Origin of the sequence: Acinetobacter sp. RF14B, assembly GCF_006864105.1 — a bacterium.
Classification (GTDB): Bacteria; Pseudomonadota; Gammaproteobacteria; order Pseudomonadales; family Moraxellaceae; genus Acinetobacter; species Acinetobacter lwoffii_C.
In genome coordinates, this window is sequence record NZ_SMTB01000055.1 from 1 (window position 1) to 17,840 (window position 17,840).

Annotated in this window: 15 protein-coding genes; 10 read left to right on the plus strand and 5 right to left on the minus strand. The window is 44.7% G+C overall.

Features of this window, described 5'->3' with window-relative positions; all coding sequences use genetic code 11:
- The 3 genes from surE to E2K52_RS09290 form a co-directional block, all read left to right on the plus strand.
- Positions 1 to 632: 5'/3'-nucleotidase SurE (surE, locus tag E2K52_RS09280; RefSeq protein ID WP_151204853.1), on the plus strand; the 632-nt coding region annotated here is incomplete at its 5' end.
- 105 nt (positions 633 to 737) lie between these two features.
- Positions 738 to 1,568, plus strand: a complete 831-nt coding sequence (locus E2K52_RS09285; protein ID WP_151204854.1) for a peptidoglycan DD-metalloendopeptidase family protein — start codon at positions 738 to 740, stop codon at positions 1,566 to 1,568.
- 91 nt (positions 1,569 to 1,659) lie between these two features.
- On the plus strand, positions 1,660 to 2,589 hold the full coding sequence (locus E2K52_RS09290) for a LysR family transcriptional regulator (protein WP_151204855.1): 930 nt from the start codon (positions 1,660 to 1,662) through the stop codon (positions 2,587 to 2,589).
- 61 nt (positions 2,590 to 2,650) lie between these two features.
- Here the strand turns inward: E2K52_RS09290 and E2K52_RS09295 are convergent, their stop codons facing one another.
- Complete coding sequence (locus tag E2K52_RS09295; RefSeq protein WP_151204856.1) at positions 2,651 to 3,862, minus strand: aspartate aminotransferase family protein; 1,212 nt, start codon at positions 3,860 to 3,862, stop codon at positions 2,651 to 2,653.
- Positions 3,863 to 4,021: 159 nt separating this feature from the next.
- Between E2K52_RS09295 and grxD the strand changes: the two genes are divergently transcribed.
- The gene (gene grxD / locus E2K52_RS09300) at positions 4,022 to 4,363 is read left to right on the plus strand and encodes a Grx4 family monothiol glutaredoxin (protein ID WP_151204857.1); all 342 of its coding nucleotides are present in this window, start codon (positions 4,022 to 4,024) and stop codon (positions 4,361 to 4,363) included.
- Between the two features lie 87 nt (positions 4,364 to 4,450).
- On the opposite strand, the gene E2K52_RS09305 is transcribed toward grxD, so the two are convergent.
- Positions 4,451 to 7,105, minus strand: coding sequence for a Lon protease family protein (locus E2K52_RS09305; protein WP_151204858.1), 2,655 nt, complete (start codon positions 7,103 to 7,105; stop codon positions 4,451 to 4,453).
- A 196-nt stretch (positions 7,106 to 7,301) separates the two neighbouring features.
- Here E2K52_RS09305 and E2K52_RS09310 point away from each other — a divergent pair, with 196 nt between their 5' ends.
- The 4 genes from E2K52_RS09310 (at position 7,302) to rpmE (ending at position 11,390) form a co-directional block, all read left to right on the plus strand.
- Positions 7,302 to 9,452, plus strand: a complete 2,151-nt coding sequence (locus E2K52_RS09310) for an AmpG family muropeptide MFS transporter (RefSeq protein ID WP_151204859.1) — start codon at positions 7,302 to 7,304, stop codon at positions 9,450 to 9,452.
- Between the two features lies 1 nt (position 9,453).
- Positions 9,454 to 9,855 (plus strand): lactoylglutathione lyase, encoded by a 402-nt coding sequence (gloA, locus tag E2K52_RS09315; RefSeq protein WP_151204860.1) that lies wholly within the window; start codon positions 9,454 to 9,456, stop codon positions 9,853 to 9,855.
- A 128-nt stretch (positions 9,856 to 9,983) separates the two neighbouring features.
- Positions 9,984 to 10,964, plus strand: a complete 981-nt coding sequence (locus tag E2K52_RS09320; RefSeq protein ID WP_151204861.1) for a bile acid:sodium symporter family protein — start codon at positions 9,984 to 9,986, stop codon at positions 10,962 to 10,964.
- A 201-nt stretch (positions 10,965 to 11,165) separates the two neighbouring features.
- Entirely contained in the window at positions 11,166 to 11,390 is a 225-nt protein-coding gene (gene rpmE / locus E2K52_RS09325; protein ID WP_004971624.1) for a 50S ribosomal protein L31, read from the plus strand.
- An 89-nt stretch (positions 11,391 to 11,479) separates the two neighbouring features.
- On the opposite strand, the gene E2K52_RS09330 is transcribed toward rpmE, so the two are convergent.
- Genes E2K52_RS09330 through epmB form a run of 3 tightly spaced genes read right to left on the minus strand, consistent with a single transcriptional unit; the run spans position 11,480 to position 16,407 of the window.
- Positions 11,480 to 13,648: an EAL domain-containing protein gene (locus tag E2K52_RS09330; RefSeq protein ID WP_151204862.1), complete on the minus strand. Its 2,169-nt coding sequence runs from the start codon at positions 13,646 to 13,648 to the stop codon at positions 11,480 to 11,482.
- A complete protein-coding gene (locus E2K52_RS09335) occupies positions 13,630 to 15,375 on the minus strand; it encodes a GTPase (RefSeq protein WP_151204863.1) in 1,746 nt (581 codons plus the stop codon). The genes E2K52_RS09330 and E2K52_RS09335 overlap by 19 nt, the downstream gene beginning before the upstream one ends.
- A 9-nt stretch (positions 15,376 to 15,384) precedes the next feature.
- Complete coding sequence (gene epmB, locus E2K52_RS09340) at positions 15,385 to 16,407, minus strand: EF-P beta-lysylation protein EpmB (protein ID WP_151204864.1); 1,023 nt, start codon at positions 16,405 to 16,407, stop codon at positions 15,385 to 15,387.
- Between the two features lie 372 nt (positions 16,408 to 16,779).
- Here epmB and efp point away from each other — a divergent pair, with 372 nt between their 5' ends.
- Complete coding sequence (gene efp, locus E2K52_RS09345; RefSeq protein WP_151204865.1) at positions 16,780 to 17,349, plus strand: elongation factor P; 570 nt, start codon at positions 16,780 to 16,782, stop codon at positions 17,347 to 17,349.
- Positions 17,350 to 17,521: 172 nt separating this feature from the next.
- Positions 17,522 to 17,840, plus strand: a 319-nt coding sequence (locus E2K52_RS09350) for a carbon starvation CstA family protein (RefSeq protein WP_319922801.1), incomplete at its 3' end; no start/stop codon positions are given.

A 17,840-nucleotide genomic window follows, 5' to 3' on the forward strand; every position in this document is an offset into this window, starting at 1 on the left:
CCCTCCGGCCGATCCAGATTTCTCCTGATGTCTGGGCGGTCAGTGGTACGCCTGCAGATTGTGTCTATCTGGCCATGAACGGTTTATTTGATCTTGAGTTTGATCTGGTCGTCAGCGGCATTAACAGCGGGGCAAATCTGGGAGATGATGTGCTTTATTCAGGTACTGTAGGGGCGGCCCTGGAAGGGCGGCTGAGCAAGCATCCTGCACTGGCAGTTTCGCTATGTGGTGCCAATGTCCGCGGCTATGAATCTTCTGAAGATTACCGGGTTGCGGCAACCTGGGTACGTGACTTTATTGCACACGGTCTGCCCGTCTTACCGGAGCGACATATCTTTAATATTAATATTCCGGATATAGCCCTTTTAAAAGGTGCCAAGGTGACCTATCAGGGCCGTCGTTCACAATCCAAGCCCATTAGCAGTCATGTGGATCCGCGTGGGCGTCAGGTCTACTGGATTGGGCTGGCAGGTGAGGCAGTTGCAGAGCCAAAAAAAGGCCTGACCGAGATCGAATCTGACTTTTTTGCAGTCGCAAACGGCTACGTTAGTATCACGCCTATCCAGATAGATGCCACAAACTACGCAGTCTTGCACGACTTACAGGCCCAGCTGCCTGAAAACCTTCTATAAGTGTTATAACTTTGTGAAAAAATAACTATTGCAAGTATATTGCAGTAAAACTTTGCTACTCTTAACGCAATTTTGCAACCGTATAAATGTTTAGAGAGGAAGATAATGTCCTTGGTGTCAACGAAAAGCTTCGCGATAGCCTCAACATCCACCTTGATGAAAACGCTGGTTTTATCGATCGCAGCGGCATCCGCAATCATTATGACAGGTTGTGCAACCAAGCCTCAGGTGAATAATCCGGCTCGCTATGCTACAGCTCCTGACTTTTATACGGTTCGTTCTGGGGATACCTTGAGCGGTATTGCGACACGTTATGGCCTGAACTATATCAGTATTGCAGAAATGAATGATATTGCTCCGCCATACCGCATCTATGTAGGACAGTCGATCCGCCTGAAAAAGAATGCCGCACGTCGTACAACGGTTCAGCCTGTTACCCAAGCTGCATCTATCCAGCGTCAAACTATTGCAGTACCTACACCGACACCGGCGCCTTCAGTCAGCACCACTGTACAGACCACTCCACGCATAAGTCCTACACCGGTAACTCCGGTATCTACCGCGGCTGGATTGCGTTGGGTAAAACCGTCAAATGGTCCAATTTTGCAGGCCTATGATCTGGATGCAAATATCAAAGGCACCCGTTATGGTGGCCAAATGGGTGATCCGGTGATGGCAGCAGCTGATGGTCAGGTCGTCTATGCAGCCGATGGCTTAAAAGAATATGGCAATCTGATACTGATCAAGCATATTAATGGCTATATCACCGCTTATGCACATAACAGTAAATTAAACGTGAAAAGTGGTCAAAATGTAACAGCTGGTCAGAAAATTGCAGAAATGGGATCAACAGGTACCAACCGTACCATGCTTGAGTTCCAGGTACGTTTGGATGGTAAGCCGATTAATCCGACAGCAGTTTTACCAAATAATTAAATAAATAATGCAAAGCGCAAATTTCACCGTATAATACAATGAGTTGCTTTTATCAAAAGATGAGGCATCTCATAAGTTTAGAGGGAAATTTATGTTAGATCAACTTCGGGCAATGGGCGTCTTTGCTTGCGTTGTGGAAAAGAACTCGTTTAGCGGGGCTGCTCGTGAGTTAGGGATCACGACCAGTGCTGTGAGTCAACAAATTCGCTCATTAGAACAAGATATGGAAGTTATACTTTTAAATCGTTCGACAAGAAAATTAAGTTTGACTGAGGTGGGGCAAGCATTTTTCCACAGTTGCCAAGAAATGCTATCGGCTGCAGAGCGTGGCAAAGTTCGCATAGATGAGTTACGTGATGATCTGGTAGGTGAACTTCGCATTGCCTCCTTGCCAGAATTATGTGCTAATCATGTGATTCCTGCACTTTCCCATTGGATGTCTGCTCATCGTGGTCTGAGGGTTCATCTGGATACAAGCAGTCATGAGGTTGATTTGTTGGAAGGGCGTATCGATATTGCCCTGAAATTTGACCAGAATCAGGACGACCCGAACCTGCAAGTTGTACCATTGATCCAGATTGAACAGATTCTGGTTGCTGCACCAAGTTATATTAATCAAAAGTCAGTCATTTCACGTCCTGAAGATCTGAAAACTCATGATATGTTGCCACTGACTCATTTCAAGCAGTATCAGCGCTTCTATTTTAAGCATATTCATAGCGCAGAACAGGTAGAGTTTGAGCTAAATTCACGATTTAGCACCAACAATGGTCAGGTTGCCAAAGCCATGTGTTTGCAGGGAAATGGCATTGCCAAGATTTTATATCTGGATGGAAAAAAAGACTTAATGAATGGTTCTCTGGTTGAAGTGTTGCCTGAATGGAAGCTTCCACCACTGACACTTTATGCCGTCATGCCGAAACGAGAACAACAGCCGACCAAAACGCTTCGTTGCATTGATACACTGAAACAATATTTTAGCCAGATTGCTGGGGGACGCGTGTTACAGGTGGCCTCATAAATATCCAGACTATAAAAAAAGCCGCTAGAAAGCGGCTTTTTTGGTTTAAAGCTTATCTGTCTTAAGCCAGATAAGCTTTAATCATTTTAACCAGACGCTCTACCAGCTGGTCTGCCTGCTCTTGAGTGATATTCAGGGTAGGCAACAGACGCACGACATTTCCTGCGGTTACATTGATGATCATCTTGTATTCATCACGTGCAATATCCACCAGCTCGGCACAGGCTTTCGGTAATTCAACTCCAATCATAAGGCCAAAACCGCGTATGGTCACGTTATGGGCTGCAAGTTGGGTGCGTAGCTGCTCAACAATATAAGCACCTTTTTCCGCTGCATTTTCCACGATATTTTCTTTTTGCATAATATCGATAATGGTATAAACCACACGTGAGCCTAAGGCGGTCCCACTATAAGTCGAGCCATGATTACCCGCAGTTAAAACGCCTACACCACGGCCTTGGGTCATGACAGCACCGATCGGGAAGCCATTGCCCAGACCTTTGGCTGTGGTCAGTACATCTGGAATAATATTGGTATGCTGATAGGCAAAATATTTTCCTGTACGGCCATTTCCGGTCTGAACTTCATCGAGCATCATCAACCAGTGGTGCTGGTTACAGAGCTGACGGATTTCTTCCAGATAGCTAAAGCCCTGCGGAGCCGTATTAACTCCACCTTCGCCTTGAATTGGCTCGACCAGAATCGCGACAATATCAGGATGGTTGATCGCTGCTTCTTCAATGGCTTCAATATCGCCAAAAGGAACACGGATAAAACCTTCAACCAGAGGGCCAAAACCTTCTTGAACTTTCTTGTTGCCTGTTGCAGACAGGGTAGCCATGGTACGGCCATGGAAAGCGTGCTCGGCTACAATAATTTTAGGGCTGGCAATGCCTTGCATATGACCAAATTTACGCGCAATTTTGATGGCGCCTTCATTAGACTCTGCACCACTGTTAGAAAAGAAAACCTCTTCCATGCCTGCTACTTCGGCAAGTTTTTGGGCTGCGGCAGTCTGCCAAGGTACTTCAAACAGGTTGCTGGTATGGATCAAGGTGGCTGCCTGTTCAGCAATCGCTTCAGCAATGACCGGATGTGCATGGCCCAAGCCACATACGGCAATACCGGTTAAGGCATCCAGATATTCCGTACCATCCTCGGTATACAGATATGCACCTCGCCCTCGGATAAAGCTGATCGGTTGACGGCCAAAGACTGGCATCAAGTGAGAAGGTTGATCAGTTTGCACCGGAGCGAGACTAATATTGTTCATGACTGACTCTTTAGTGGAGGTGGAAATAAAAACTTATATAAGCAAAAACCTGAGCAGATTTAAAGGGTAAATGTAAATAAAAATGGATTTATTGCATTAGCCATACTGTTTTTCTTGGATTTCGGTATAATGCCAGACAGATTAGTTGAGGATTTATCAATGACTGAACAAGTACGCGATACCGAAGCGTTAATTCGTGACCAAATTGCTAAACATGCAGTACTTCTTTATATGAAAGGTACACCACAATTTCCACAGTGTGGTTTCTCTGCGCGTGCGGTAGAAGCACTCAGTCAAATTGGTCGTCCATTTGCTTATGTGAATATCCTTGAAAATCCGGATATCCGTGCAACTTTGCCACAAATCGCAAACTGGCCGACATTCCCACAGCTTTGGATCAATGGCGAGTTGATTGGTGGTAGTGACATCATGCTCGATATGTTCCAGAAAGGTGAATTGAAGTCTTTAGTTGAACAGTACAGCCCGGCACCTGAAGCTTAATTGATTTAATTAAACTCACAGCTGTAAAAAAGCGCTTCTTTTTAGAAGCGCTTTTTTATGTGGGTAAAAGGAAAATGGGGGGCAGAATTATTCTTCTGCCTTGTGCCCGGAATTTTCCAGATCTTGTGATTCAGCCGCCAGTGCTTCTGCAAGAGCGTCTTGCTTTGCCTGAATATCTTTTACTGCGGCTTTTTCTTTTTTCTTTTTCTTCTTCTTTTTTTTCTTTTTCTTTGGCTCTTCCTCAAATTCGGCACCATCTTCAATAGCTTGCCAATAATCTAGCTGTTCCATGACTGCTGCATAAATCGAGTCTTTACTATAACGGCCTTTTTTATCCATTTTGCCGACTGGACGTGCCATCAGAATCTCAAGCGCCTGATCAATGGTATCAATGGCATGGATATGAAACTGACCTTGTTCGACCGCTGTAATCACATCTTTGCGTAACATCAGGTGCTGCATGTTTTGACGTGGAATAATCACGCCTTGCTTGCCAGTCAGACCTTGCAGTTTACAGGCGTCGAAAAAGCCTTCGATTTTGGCATTCACTCCACCAATCGGCTGCACTTGGCCCAGCTGGTTCATGGAGCCGGTAATGGCCCAAGACTGGTCAATCGGTAATTGACTAATCGCAGAGATGAGGGCGGAGAGTTCAGCAACGGTTGCACTATCTCCATCGACCTGTCCATAGCTTTGTTCAAAGGCCAGAGCAGCTGAAAAATGCAAGGTTTGTTCACGGCCGAAATGTGCTTTCAGAAATGAAGCCATCAATAACACGCCTTTGGCATGTAAAGAGCCGCCTAGTTCAACACTGCGTTCAATATCCAGAATATCCCCACCGCCTTGATAGACCGAAGCGGTCAGACGCGAAGGAAGGCCAAATTCGACATCTGCATAATGGATCACTGATAGGGCATTGATCTGACCGAGACGGTGACCGCGGGTTTCAATCAGTTGAGTACCGCGGGTCAGATCCTGCCAGTACAGTTCACGTAAATAGCCTAAGCGATATTTGCGGTGATCCAGAGCCATGTTGATATGCTTTTCAGAGACCATCTTGTCAGCGGCCTGAAAGGCATGATGGTGAGCCTCGCGAATCAGGTCGCCCAACGTCAAGGCATGCAGGGATAAAGAACTCTGGTCTTCGGCCTGACGGCTAGAGTCAGTGAGCAGGGCGGAAAGGGCGGAACGGTCAAAAGGCAATAATTTATCAGACTGCACATAATCGGCAATCAGCTGCATATAGGCCTGTTCGTTTTCTTCATTGCGCTGCAGGGTATCGGTAAAGTCGGCACGGATTTTAAAAATACTGCCTAGCTCTGGTTCAAGCTCCAGAATTTCATAGTAAATTTCCGGTTCAGCCAGCAGTACCACTTTAATATTTAAAGGAATAGCAGCAGGCTCAATCGAAATGCTGCCGGTTAGGGTCAGCATGTGTTCCAGAGAAGAAAGCTTCAGATGACCCGATTTAAGTGCACGTTTAAGACCCTGCCAGGCATAAGGCTGTTCCAGTAATTGCTCGGCTTCAAGCATCAGGAAGCCACCGTTGGCTTTATGGAGTGAGCCGGGACGGATTAAGGTGAAATCTGTGGTAATCGTGCCATTTTGGGTCAGCTGTTCTACATGACCCAAGAGGTTGTAATGGGTTGGAAAGTCTTCAAAAATCACTGGTGCACCAGCATTGGGTTTATGGGACACAATGACATTGGCCTGATATCGGGCGGGTACACGACTGAAAAGCGCAGGTGTGAAGTCATCTTCTTCCTGTTCCAGTACAATCTCGACATTATTAATAATGTCTTCGGCATATTGTTTCAGATACTGTTCGAGTCCTTCCACATGTTTGAACTTGGACAGGATATGTTCAACCCGTGGTAAAACGACCTGTTTGGCAATATCACGGTTCAGCACTTGCACGCGATCACGTGCATCATCTTCCAGATCACCCAGATGCAGGCCGAGACGCTCCAGCTTCTTGTCCATATAGCGCATATTGGCCGCAATTTCTGCGCGATCCTTGTTGCTGAGGGCATTCAGGTCATCCTGTGACATCTCCTGAACCTTGTCATCTTTTAGATAGACAGGCACGAAGCAATGTTCATCGTTGCGGGTAATCAGTTTTAAATCCAGATCTTCACCTTCACGGGTCAGTTCGATGAGCGCCTGTTGCTGCTCGTCTCCCGTTTCCTGGCGAATCATTTCAATCCGGTTGTGATAGCTTTCCGCAGTAAATCGACGTTCCAGTTGCTTTAGAATAGTCTGCCAGCTCTGATGTAAAATTGTCTGGAATTTTGGCCCCTGACCGGCAGGAAGTTGCAGGGCAATAGGTTGGCGCTGGTTCTGGAAGTTATTGACATAGACCCAATCATTTGGTGTCTCCATGGTTTTTGCATGTTGCTGTAGCAGCCGCTTTACCATGGTACGTTTGCCCAGACCTGCAGTGCCGACAGCAAAAATGTTATAGCCTGAATAAGGAAGCGCAATACCAGCTTCTACCGAGGCACGGGCACGGTCCTGTCCCAAAAAATTATTTAAGGGTTTGATTCTTTTTGTAGAAGCCGGAATTTTTTCGAGCTGGGGGATGTGTGTGAGTTGTTCTGCGCTGAGGCGGGTATGCGCAAGAGTAGGGTGTATTTCGCTTTTTTCAAATACTGAGACTGCTAGTTCAGAATGCTTAGAGAGTTGGGCCGTTGTTGTGTTAGTGGCAATAGAAGAATTAATTTGATCGAGTCTCTGGGTCACTGTTGAAAATCCAAAACGAAATATTACGTTGATAAGGTTTAAGGTATACAGATTTACTTGGAAATTTCAAGCTGCGGCATCGTTTTTGGCAAAAATAAAAAAATCCAGAATGTGATAATTATATAAATCTTATTGAAAGATGGCGTATTACAGGATTGAATAGCAGCAATTAATTTTCACGGAAAATAACAAGCTAATGACCACACAAACGACGGATTGGAAATCCGCATTTACAGCATTTTTGGATCGACGTGCCTTGATCATGCTGTTTTTGGGGTTTTCAGCCGGTGTCCCGATTCTTCTCATTTTTTCCAGCTTGTCTTTATGGCTTGGTGAAGCCGGAATCAGCAAAAGTGCCGTGACTTTTTTTAGCTGGGCTGCATTGGGATATTCTTTTAAATTTGTCTGGGCACCGCTGATTGATGAATTACCGCTACCCTTTCTAACCAAAGCCTTGGGTCGCCGTCGGGCCTGGCTTCTGGTTGCCCAGATTCTCATTGTCTGTGCAATTGCAATTATGGCATTTTCTGATCCGGCATTGGGTCAGGCACATTTACAGCAAATGGCACTAGGGGCAGTGCTGCTGGGTTTCTCGGCAGCAACCCAGGATATTGTCATTGATGCCTATCGTATTGAACTGGCTGAAGCCCAGATGCAGACCGTGCTGGCCTCGACCTATAATGCCGGTTACCGCATCGGGATGATTGTGGCAGGAGCAGGGGCTTTGTTTCTGGCTGCCTATCTGGGCACAGCCAAAGGCAACTATATCTATGATGCCTGGAAGTGGACCTATCTGGCGATGGCAGCCGTGATGCTGGTAGGTATTCTGACCACACTATTGATTCGTGAGCCGCAGGTAGAGCGTATTCATAAAGACTATCAGCGTAGCGACTATTTTCGTCTGGTTGGTGTGTTTTTTATTGCCGTTATCAGCTTTGTTTCAAGCTATGTGTATTCGGGAAACCTGGTCACCATTATGATAGAGCGCTGGGCTATTCAGGATAGCTTGGCTTTGTTCTGTTTTGAAGCTTTACGTTTTATTGGCTCCGCTGCAGTTGCATTTGGGGTGGGTGCCGTGCTGGTTAAAATGGGAGCTGTGAACAGGCAGATGGCTTATGAAACCTGGGTGAATCCGGTGGCCGATTTCTTTGAGCGCTATGGCTTAAAACTGGCGCTGGTGCTGTTGCTCCTGATTGGCTTTTATCGGGTCTCCGATATTATTGCCGGAGTAATTTCCAATGTGTTCTATCAGGATTTAAATTTTAGCAAGGAGCAGATTGCTGAAGCCGTCAAGGTATATGGGGTGATTTTCTCCCTGCTCGGTGGTTTTCTTGGCGGATTGTTGGCCCAGAAGATGAACATCATGAAGCTGATGTTTGTGGGTGCTATTCTTGCCTGTTCAACGAATCTGATTTTTATAGGCCTGGTTAAATCCGGAGAAAAACTCGCTCAGGTCGAAGTGCAGATCGGACCGCATTATTATCAGGTTGACACCGACGAAGTCGGTTACTGGAATATTCCGGTTCCCAAAGCAGCGCTTGAACAGAGCGATATCGTAATGGTTAAGGCTCAGTATCAAGATCAGGGTATACCCGCAGTGACACTGCATATGCCTTATCTTAAAAGCCAAGCTCAGCAGGCACAATTACTGCTGTTGCCTATTACGACTGACAATATTATTACAGCCAATGAGCAGGACAATAGCATTGTAGTGCGCGGACAATATACGGGCGCAGCGCTGCAAGATCAGCAAAAAATTGTAATGATGCTAGATGGCCAGAATTTTGATGCCAAACTGGATGAGGCGGGTACGTTTAGTGCTGCAATTCCAGCCGAAAAATTGGTAGCTTCAGCGACCAGGCAGATTAGTGTCAATCTGATGCAGCAAGATCAGGTGGTTTTGACCCAGCAGCACAGCTATATGGTGGATTTGACTCAAACTTTGACGAATGCTCTGGATGTCGAGATTCAGCCGCTCAAGATGGGTGATGCAGATATGGTTGAGGTGCAGGGGAAAGTGATTAAGCCTTACAGCTCTGCCTGGCTGTATTTTGCCATAATCGTGGATAATTTGGCTGCTGGATTGGCGGGTGCGGCTTTTATTGCTTTCTTGTCGAGCCTGACCAGTGTGTCCTTTACTGCGGTGCAATATGCCATTTTCAGTTCCCTGATGACCCTAACTCCTAAGATTTTGGGTGGATATTCAGGTACTATAGTCACCAATATCGGTTATCCGAATTTCTTCCTGATGACTACCTTGATGGGTATTCCAATCCTGATTCTCGTGGTCTGGGTCGCAAAACTGCTCGGTGAACACCAACAACACTCTGTAAATAAGGAGGATTAATATGCGCATGCTACATACCATGTTACGTGTAGGCAACTTGGAACAGTCTTTGAAGTTCTATACTGAGGTACTTGGTATGACTTTGCTTCGTAAGCGTGATTACGAAGAGGGTCGTTTTACCTTGGCTTTTGTGGGCTATGGCGATGAAGAAAACCATACCGTACTTGAATTGACCCATAACTGGGACACGGCAAGTTATGAGCTGGGCAATGCTTATGGCCATATTGCCATTGCTGTGGATGATGCCTATAAGGCCTGTGAGGAAATCAAGGCACGTGGCGGCAATGTGGTTCGTGAAGCAGGTCCAATGAAAGGCGGTGTAACCGTGATTGCCTTTGTGGAAGATCCAGACGGCTATAAGATCGAACTTATCCAGCAGGATAGTAATGCACGCAATAACTGATCCATACTGCAAGTAAGATGAAAAATCATCTTTTATTGGACTTGCAAAACGATCTAACTATGTCCAGAATTCGCTAGATATCTGGGCATTTTTTATCAAAGAATAAAACTTAAAGGGAAGTAAGTCAGATGCTTAAGCTCTTAGCATTAGATCGTTTTACAATATTGTTATTTGTAATGATATTGCTGGCCAGTTTGCTGCCGGTCTCCGGACAGGCAGCCCAGGTGTTTGGTTGGGTCACAACAGCAGCAATTGCAATCCTGTTTTTTCTGCATGGGGCTAAACTTTCCCGTGAAGCGGTCGTGGAGGGGATTATGCACTGGAGGCTGCATACTTTGGTCTTTGCTTTGACTTTTGCCTTGTTTCCCCTTTTAGGATTATTGGCCAAGCCGATTTTACAGCCAATGCTGGGACAAGAATTATATTGGGGCTTTCTGTTTATGTGTTTCTTGCCATCGACAGTCCAGTCGTCGATTGCTTTTACCTCAGTGGCCAATGGTAATGTGGCGGGTGCCGTCTGTAGTGCTTCCTTTTCCAATCTGATCGGTATGTTTATTACTCCTGCACTGGTGGCATTTTTCATTTTAGGCCAATCTGAACATGATTTTGATCCGACTGCTTCCATTATTCAGATTACCTTGTTGCTATTGGTTCCTTTTATCTTGGGGCAGGTGTTGCGTCCCTGGGTTTATCCTCAGATGATGAAAATGCCAAAGCTCGTCAAGGTTTTTGACCAGGGTTCAATTTTGCTGGTCGTATATGGTGCTTTTAGTAGTGCAGTGGTCGCTGGACTATGGAACGAAGTCAGCATCAGTACCTTGTTGTTATTGCTCTTGGCATGTTCGGTTTTATTGACGATTGTTATGCTGTTATCGCTGTATATTCCACGCTGGATGGGCTTTAACCGCGCCGACCAGAAAACGGCATTTTTCTGTGGTTCCAAAAAAACGCTGGCCAGTGGGGTACCGATGGCACAGATTCTATTTATTGGACAGCCATTGGGTATGATCGTATTACCAATTATGATTTTCCATCAAATTCAGCTGATGGTCTGCGGAGTTGTGGCTAATCTCTGGGCCAAAGAACCTGAGGAACCGGCTCAAGAATAATTCGCTTATTGAATCAGTTTGCCGTATAATATTGTCCAACTTGTTGTGCTTAGCTCTGACGGTATCTGTCTCGGTGGGCCAAAAGAATGGTCTGTTATGGTGTTGATCTGCCAGAATTTCGGTTTCGGCTTTCCTCAGGTTTGAGAGTGATCAATTGCGATGACAGCAAAACCTTCTTTAATCTTTATGGAGTAATCGACGATGCGCGCCGATATTCACCCAAAATACGAAAAACTAGTTGCTACTTGCTCTTGCGGTAACGTAATCGAAACTCGTTCAGCTGTTGGTAAAGAAACTCTTTATCTAGACGTATGCTCAGCTTGCCACCCATTCTACACTGGTAAGCAAAAGAACGTTGACACTGGCGGTCGTATCGACAAGTTCAAACAACGTTTTGCTGGTATGTCACGTTCTATCAAACGTTAATACCCAAAATAAAAAAACGGGCATATTGCCCGTTTTTTTGTGTCTGTGATTCAGGAAATTTCTCCAGCTTCACAGGTTATTACAACACCTTAATGGTCTTGTACGTCAATCAGGTGGTCCAGTTTTTTCTGGAAATAATCCCCCTGAATAAAGCGGGCATCCACGTTCCAGGCATTGGCGAATAAAGTCATGTCATTCAATTCGCGAATCAGGATATTCAGCGGTCTGATTTCGTTATAGCTGGCAATTTTTTCTTGTAACTCTTCAATTTCAGTATCATGATTCAGCATCTGGGTTAAGCTAGAATGCAGGCTGACGCCATCTAGTTCCAGTTCTTGCAGTAGATTTGGGCTATAGATAGACTGACCAAAATCACGCAGGGAAGTCAGTGCACCATGTTCATGCAGAACACGCAAATACTTCTGGGCATCTTGCTGATTCAGTAAAACATCCTCTTCCGAGAATTGGAGGGTAAGCGGGTGCTGGTTTTTACTGCGGATAATCGTAATCAGCTTGGAGATAAATTCCGGGAAGGTACGGTCTTTAAATAATACTGCCCGATTCAAGTTAACAATTAAGCTGGCATCTGGATATTGGGTAATAAAGTTATGTAACTGTTTGCTGGCTTCAACCAGAATCCAGCGATCTAGTTTAATGGATAACTCGTCATCCTCACGCAGCTCAAGGATTGATGAAATATCCTGCCATTTATTGTCAAAGATAAAACCGCTGGTGACTTCATAGCGATAGAGGCGAGTATCTTCTTTATCATACAGTTGTTGATATTTTAAATGAATTTCGCCACGATCCAGACATACACGCAAGGCTTTTAATATAGAAGGCGTTCCATCTAGAACTGAAGTAACTGCCGGGCTAATGACCGCCGTTGTTGGACTGTCAAGAGGTGCTTCTTTTGCCACACTAAAGTCTATGCCTGGCATTTGAAGCGCTTGAGGGGTTGCTGGCGCAGAGGTATCTAGAATAAATTCAGGGGCTGCTTCTGCTTGAGGTAAAGCCGTCGAGAAAGCTTGTGCCACCAGATTATTGTAGTGGCTTTCGTCATTCAGGCCATCTTCCAGCATGATATAGCCAATACGAAAATTCAGCGGGAACGAGTTTTGTCCAACAGTAATGAGTTGAGGCTTGCTGAAGGCATTTAATCCAATCAGCTTGGACTCCAGGATTTGCTTCGAGTCCGCCTGAAACAGGCCAACAAAGACATCATATTCCAGTTTAAAGAGCGGAACATGAGTCTGTTCTTTCAGGAAAGCTCTAATTTCGTTGAAGTAACTACTAAAAGTGTGCCAGTCAGAGGAGAGCACTGCGGGGTCATAAGAGGTCAGAGAGAAGGTGACCAGCGCATTAAAAGGCGCAGGCTGCTTGCTCATTTTCCGTTTAAGTAGCTGGAAAGCACCGGGTTTACCTAGAGCTTTGTCTGTGCCTGATTGTGACTGTGCTTGTGTATCAATGGTGATTTGCAGGGCATCTTCTTCAGTCGTTGAGGCAAGAAATTCAAGTTTTAAGGGATTCGCCGCGGAGACTTTGGGGTTAACAGATACAATATCAAAACGGCCTAGGTCAAACTGCCCTTGAGAAATCTTTTTAAAGCGTGTTTTGAACTCGTTTAAATCTTCTGGCTGTAAGAGGTCAAGCAGGGGTAACCCGATCAGATCATCTTCACTTTGCAAGCCAAAAAGCTTCAGATAGTCAGCATTCGCCTGAATATGAATCCCTTCCTGAATGGTTGCGACGGCGCGGTTACTGTCTTCAACCAGAGACTGGGCCTGATTTTGGGCGGTTTCCAGCTCGTTCATCAAGTGTTGTTGGGTTTGCAAACCGCGGCTAAAAGACAGCGCGCGCACCAGACCAATATAGAAGCGTTCCGGATAATCCAGATTCAGAATGTCATAAATCCCTTTATGGACATATTGTGCGTATTGCTCAGCCTTATAATCTTCAGGCTTGAGTAAAATAATGGGAAGTTCAGGCTGGTGAGAAAGACGAACCAGACTCAGCGCCTGCTCATATTTCAGGTCATAGGCACGACCGAAAATAATCAGATCCCAATTAAAATTTAGCTGTTTTTCAAAAGACTGTAGATCATCCAGCAGGACGGCATCCACCTGATATTGATTATTGCTCAGAAGGTCACGGATTTGGTTATATCTAATTTGATTATCATCAATAATCAGTAAACGTGTTTCAGTACGTTTCAACTTTTTAGACAATAATGGATTTCTCACTTTAATGCTTCCCATAAATCGTGATTTCTAGCTTCATTTGTATGCTTATGAATAAAGCGTTCAATAAGCTCTTGTTCCTGATCATTTAATAATTCGTAATCAAAGTGGATAAAACTTTGGGTAATCAGGTGGGCCTTGGTTAGATAAATCTTGAGCTCTTGCTGGCCAAGACGTAAATGAATGGTTTGTTTTTCCCGGAACATCTGTGAACCCGGCACAATGATGCTGGTCGAAACCTGATCCAGTTGCGTGGTCTGGACCAAGAGAGCTGGCTGGTAATTGGCCTTATGAAGTTCGGTACGGGTGTAGACGGCACATGGATATAGCTCCTGTGTCAGCATTTCCAGACCAATTTCTAGGCTTTTATCTGTAGATTGCTTGATCCAGCGAATCACACCGCCGCGCCATTGACTCTGTGATTTTTCCTGTACCAGAATAAATTCACCAGTTTTTAGAAGGGGCGGTGTTATGCCAGACCATTTAATCCGGTAACCATTGACACTAATATCCAGCACTTCGGCACTATGAATCTGTTTGGTTTCCCGGTCCAGTGCCTTGATACTGCTAAATCCATTTGGAATGGCGCTTTGCAGGGAGCTGACAAAGCTGCTTTCGCTTTGTAAGTTGTAATTGGCCTCTAAGTCCAGTGTCTCATTAAAGTTCTTACCTTTGGACAGATAAAAATGAGCAACCGTCAGGCCAAAGCAGATATTAATTTGTGCCGAATATTCATAACGTTCATGACGGCGTTCCACATTATTTGAAAGCAGATGATAAATATGAAAATGCAAGGCAGGGGTCAGGAACAGTTTTTCATTGCGTGACAGGTATTGGGCATTTTTGGTTTGCGTACCAGCCAGATGTTCCATCAGGCTCTGGGTAGCAATAAAGAAACTTGGCTTAAACTGCTCGCCCTGATGAGCGTTGAGTAAAGGTGGATGATCCTTGCTGGCATCTACCACATAACGAGACAGAGTGGTCTCTTTGGGCAGAATCTGAACCCGTTTCGCCCAGTCCGCACTGCATAAATATAAGCCCTGAATTTCTGCGGGACGAATCTGGTTGGTATTGAAAATATCCAGCAAGATGAGCTGTGCATAGGCTTGAGCAATATTCTGGATGTCATGTTCTGTTCCCAGAATCTGGTTGATATTGACCTGGTAGAAGTTATGCGCCATGGCACCTTCAAGCAACTGATGGGCAGCCAGCCATTGTCCCGGCCCGGGTGCGCTATACAGCATGTTTTGCTGGTAGAACAGCAGGCTCAGTTGCTGTAGCGCATAATAGGTGGAAACAATTCGGGCGGTTTGCAGACTTTTCTTTTTGCCTAGAGAAAAGAGCGAAAATTTTTGATGACTCAGCTGGTAATTGCAGCGTTTGACAATATCAATATAGATTTTGGTAAAGTAAGTACGTAACAGCATCGCCAGTTCAATGATCTGGTCATTGCGGTCAGTCGTAATCAGGCCCTGATTAATGAAATGCTTTTCCAGACTGCCCAGCACATTTTCAAGCGTGGGATGAAGGATTTGAATCAGGTCAAAGCGTAAGGTCTCAGCACACTTCAGTTCTGAAATTTCAAGTAAGGCGCTAAACAGGGATTTAGAAGAATTACCCAGTTGCAAGACTGAAATACCGGTAACCCACTCCTGTAAAGCCTTGGCATTGGTCGCACAAAAGCTTAACTCGTCGAGTTGAAGCTCAGTCGGTGTCTGAAAGATATCTGAAGTAAGTTTACTCATCTTTATTATTTAACTCAAAAATGTTGAATCCCCAAAAAGCGGTGTCTTATTTTTTTCACCCGCTATTTCTCTCACCAGTTTAGGAACCAAATACCCCGGTAGGCTCGCTAAAACTTCAGTGTAAATTTCATGAATACATTCAGGTGATAAATCAAAATGCTGCGCACCTTTTACTTTATCAAGTACATGTAAATAATAAGGCATTACGCCGGCATCGAATAAGCGATAGCTTAAGTCAATCAAAACCTGGGCGGAATCATTGACTCCTTTTAATAATACGGCCTGATTGAGTACGGTGATATGTTGCTGAACCAGTTGATTTAACTGCGTACAGGTTGAATCATCCAACTCCGATGCATGGTTTGAGTGTACCACTAGAATAATTCGTAGCCTACTGTTTTTCAACATGCTCAGTAGCTCTTCATCGATCCGATTTGGGATCACAATAGGAACTCGTGAATGTATTCTTAAGAATTTGAGATGTGGTACAGATTCTAGACGCTCAATCCATAATTTTAATTTTCGGTTTGACAGTGTTAAGGGATCACCACCGCTCAAAATAACTTCATTAATTTCTGGCTGGCTTTCCAGATACTGCCTGATATTGATCCAATCTTCATGTTTAGGCAGGTTTTCCTGATAAGGAAAATGCCGGCGGAAACAGTAACGGCAATGTACGGCACAGGCGCCTGTCAAGGTCAGAAGGAATCGGGAGCTATATTTATGCAGTACGCCTGGCTGCTGATTCGCCTGTTCTTCGCCCAGCGGATCTGTTACAAAGCCGGGATGCTCTTCCAGTTCCAGATGATGAGGCAATACTTGCAGTAACAGCGGGTCTAGAGGATCTCCAGCCTGCATCCGTTCTACAAAAGCACGAGGTACGCGTAATTTAAACTGCTTGGACGCCAGCAGAGCGCCGGATAAAAGTTGCTCAGGGGAGAGTTTTAAAATTTCGAGAAGTTCAAGCGGGTCGGTAATCAGGTCACTGAGTTGTGACTGCCAATTATGTTCTTGGTATAAATACTGTGTCATGCCGGAAGATTAAAAGAACTGAAAATTAAATGAAGCCAGCAGTTTAGCAGTTTGTCGATCAATGAAAATAAAAGACGGCTGCAAAATTTTTAAAAATCCCTGTAATTTGCTATGGTAGGAGAAACTTGGTGCTTTTCTGCTTTGTGAGCTTCAGCAAGTACACAGCTTTGTGATAGCTGCTGTTAAGTTAAGCAGAGTCAGCCAGTTAAATCAGATTTTTTCGTTGCGGCAAAGTGTATTGCTCATTTAGAATACGCAGCATTAAATGAATGTGCATGTGGCAAACCATGTTCTTGTCAGACTTGCTAAATGACATTGCAACAGCCCATAGCATCAATAGATTAAAGTTAGTAAGTTTGGAGTGAGCCAATCATGGCCTATTATTCTACGAACGATTTCAAGTCTGGCCTTAAGGTTATGCTTGATGGTAACCCATGTGCAATCATGGAAAACGAATACGTTAAACCAGGTAAGGGCCAGGCGTTCAACCGCGTTAAACTACGTAATCTTCGCAGTGGTAAAGTTTTAGAAAAAACATTCAAATCTGGTGATTCACTAGAAGCTGCGGATATTGTAGAAGTAGAAATGGAATACTTGTACAACGACGGTGAAATGTGGAACTTCATGGATCCAGTATCATTTGAACAGATCGCTGCTGATAAAACAGCAATGGGTGATGCTGCCAAATGGCTAAAAGACGATTCAAATGAAAAATGTACCATTATGTTATGGAATGGCGTGCCGCTTACCGTCAGCCCTCCTAACTTTGTGGTATTAAAAATTGTTGAAACTGATCCAGGTGTACGTGGTGATACCTCTGGTGGTGGTGGTAAGCCTGCGAAACTGGAAACAGGTGCTGTGGTACGTGTTCCATTGTTTGTTCAGCAGGAAGAAAACGTTCGTGTAGACACCCGTACTGGTGACTATTTAGAGCGTGTATAATGGTTTAAAAATAGACTATTATCAAAGGGGTGATGAAAATCATCCCTTTTTTTATGCCAAAGTCTTAGAGGAAATTAGAAAAAATTTGCCTAAAGTCGCAAAGGAAAAAACAGCAGTACCTCGAATAACACAATTATGCTGATTTGTATGCATCACAAATATGAGGGATTAAATGGAAACTTTACAGCAGAAGTCGACGCTGACTTCAAAAATCATCTGGCTTTTAGTAGCCATCGTCGGGGCAGTCTCCTTTGGAGTTCTAGCACTGAGTCGTGGTGAGCATGTCAATGCAGTCTGGCTGGTTCTGGCCGCAGCTTGTGTGTATAGCATCGCTTACCGTTTTTATAGTTTATTTATTGCCAATAAGGTTTTTGAACTGAACGAGCGCCGTCTGACACCTGCGCATCGCTTGGTCGATGGTCTGGACTATGTGCCTACCAATAAGAGTGTCCTGTTTGGCCACCATTTTGCAGCAATTGCCGGGGCTGGCC

Excerpts from the sequence above, each read along its gene's own strand:
- rpmE (WP_004971624.1), top strand. The coding sequence starts at position 11,166 with ATGCGCGCCGATATTCACCCAAAATACGAAAAACTAGTTGCTACTTGC.
- E2K52_RS09330 (WP_151204862.1), bottom strand. The coding sequence starts at position 13,648 with ATGGGAAGCATTAAAGTGAGAAATCCATTATTGTCTAAAAAGTTGAAA.
- E2K52_RS09320 (WP_151204861.1), top strand. The coding sequence starts at position 9,984 with ATGCTTAAGCTCTTAGCATTAGATCGTTTTACAATATTGTTATTTGTA.
- grxD (WP_151204857.1), top strand. The coding sequence starts at position 4,022 with ATGACTGAACAAGTACGCGATACCGAAGCGTTAATTCGTGACCAAATT.
- gloA (WP_151204860.1), top strand. The coding sequence starts at position 9,454 with ATGCGCATGCTACATACCATGTTACGTGTAGGCAACTTGGAACAGTCT.
- E2K52_RS09310 (WP_151204859.1), top strand. The coding sequence starts at position 7,302 with ATGACCACACAAACGACGGATTGGAAATCCGCATTTACAGCATTTTTG.
- epmB (WP_151204864.1), bottom strand. The coding sequence starts at position 16,407 with ATGACACAGTATTTATACCAAGAACATAATTGGCAGTCACAACTCAGT.
- E2K52_RS09295 (WP_151204856.1), bottom strand. The coding sequence starts at position 3,862 with ATGAACAATATTAGTCTCGCTCCGGTGCAAACTGATCAACCTTCTCAC.
- E2K52_RS09290 (WP_151204855.1), top strand. The coding sequence starts at position 1,660 with ATGTTAGATCAACTTCGGGCAATGGGCGTCTTTGCTTGCGTTGTGGAA.
- E2K52_RS09335 (WP_151204863.1), bottom strand. The coding sequence starts at position 15,375 with ATGAGTAAACTTACTTCAGATATCTTTCAGACACCGACTGAGCTTCAA.
- efp (WP_151204865.1), top strand. The coding sequence starts at position 16,780 with ATGGCCTATTATTCTACGAACGATTTCAAGTCTGGCCTTAAGGTTATG.
- E2K52_RS09285 (WP_151204854.1), top strand. The coding sequence starts at position 738 with ATGTCCTTGGTGTCAACGAAAAGCTTCGCGATAGCCTCAACATCCACC.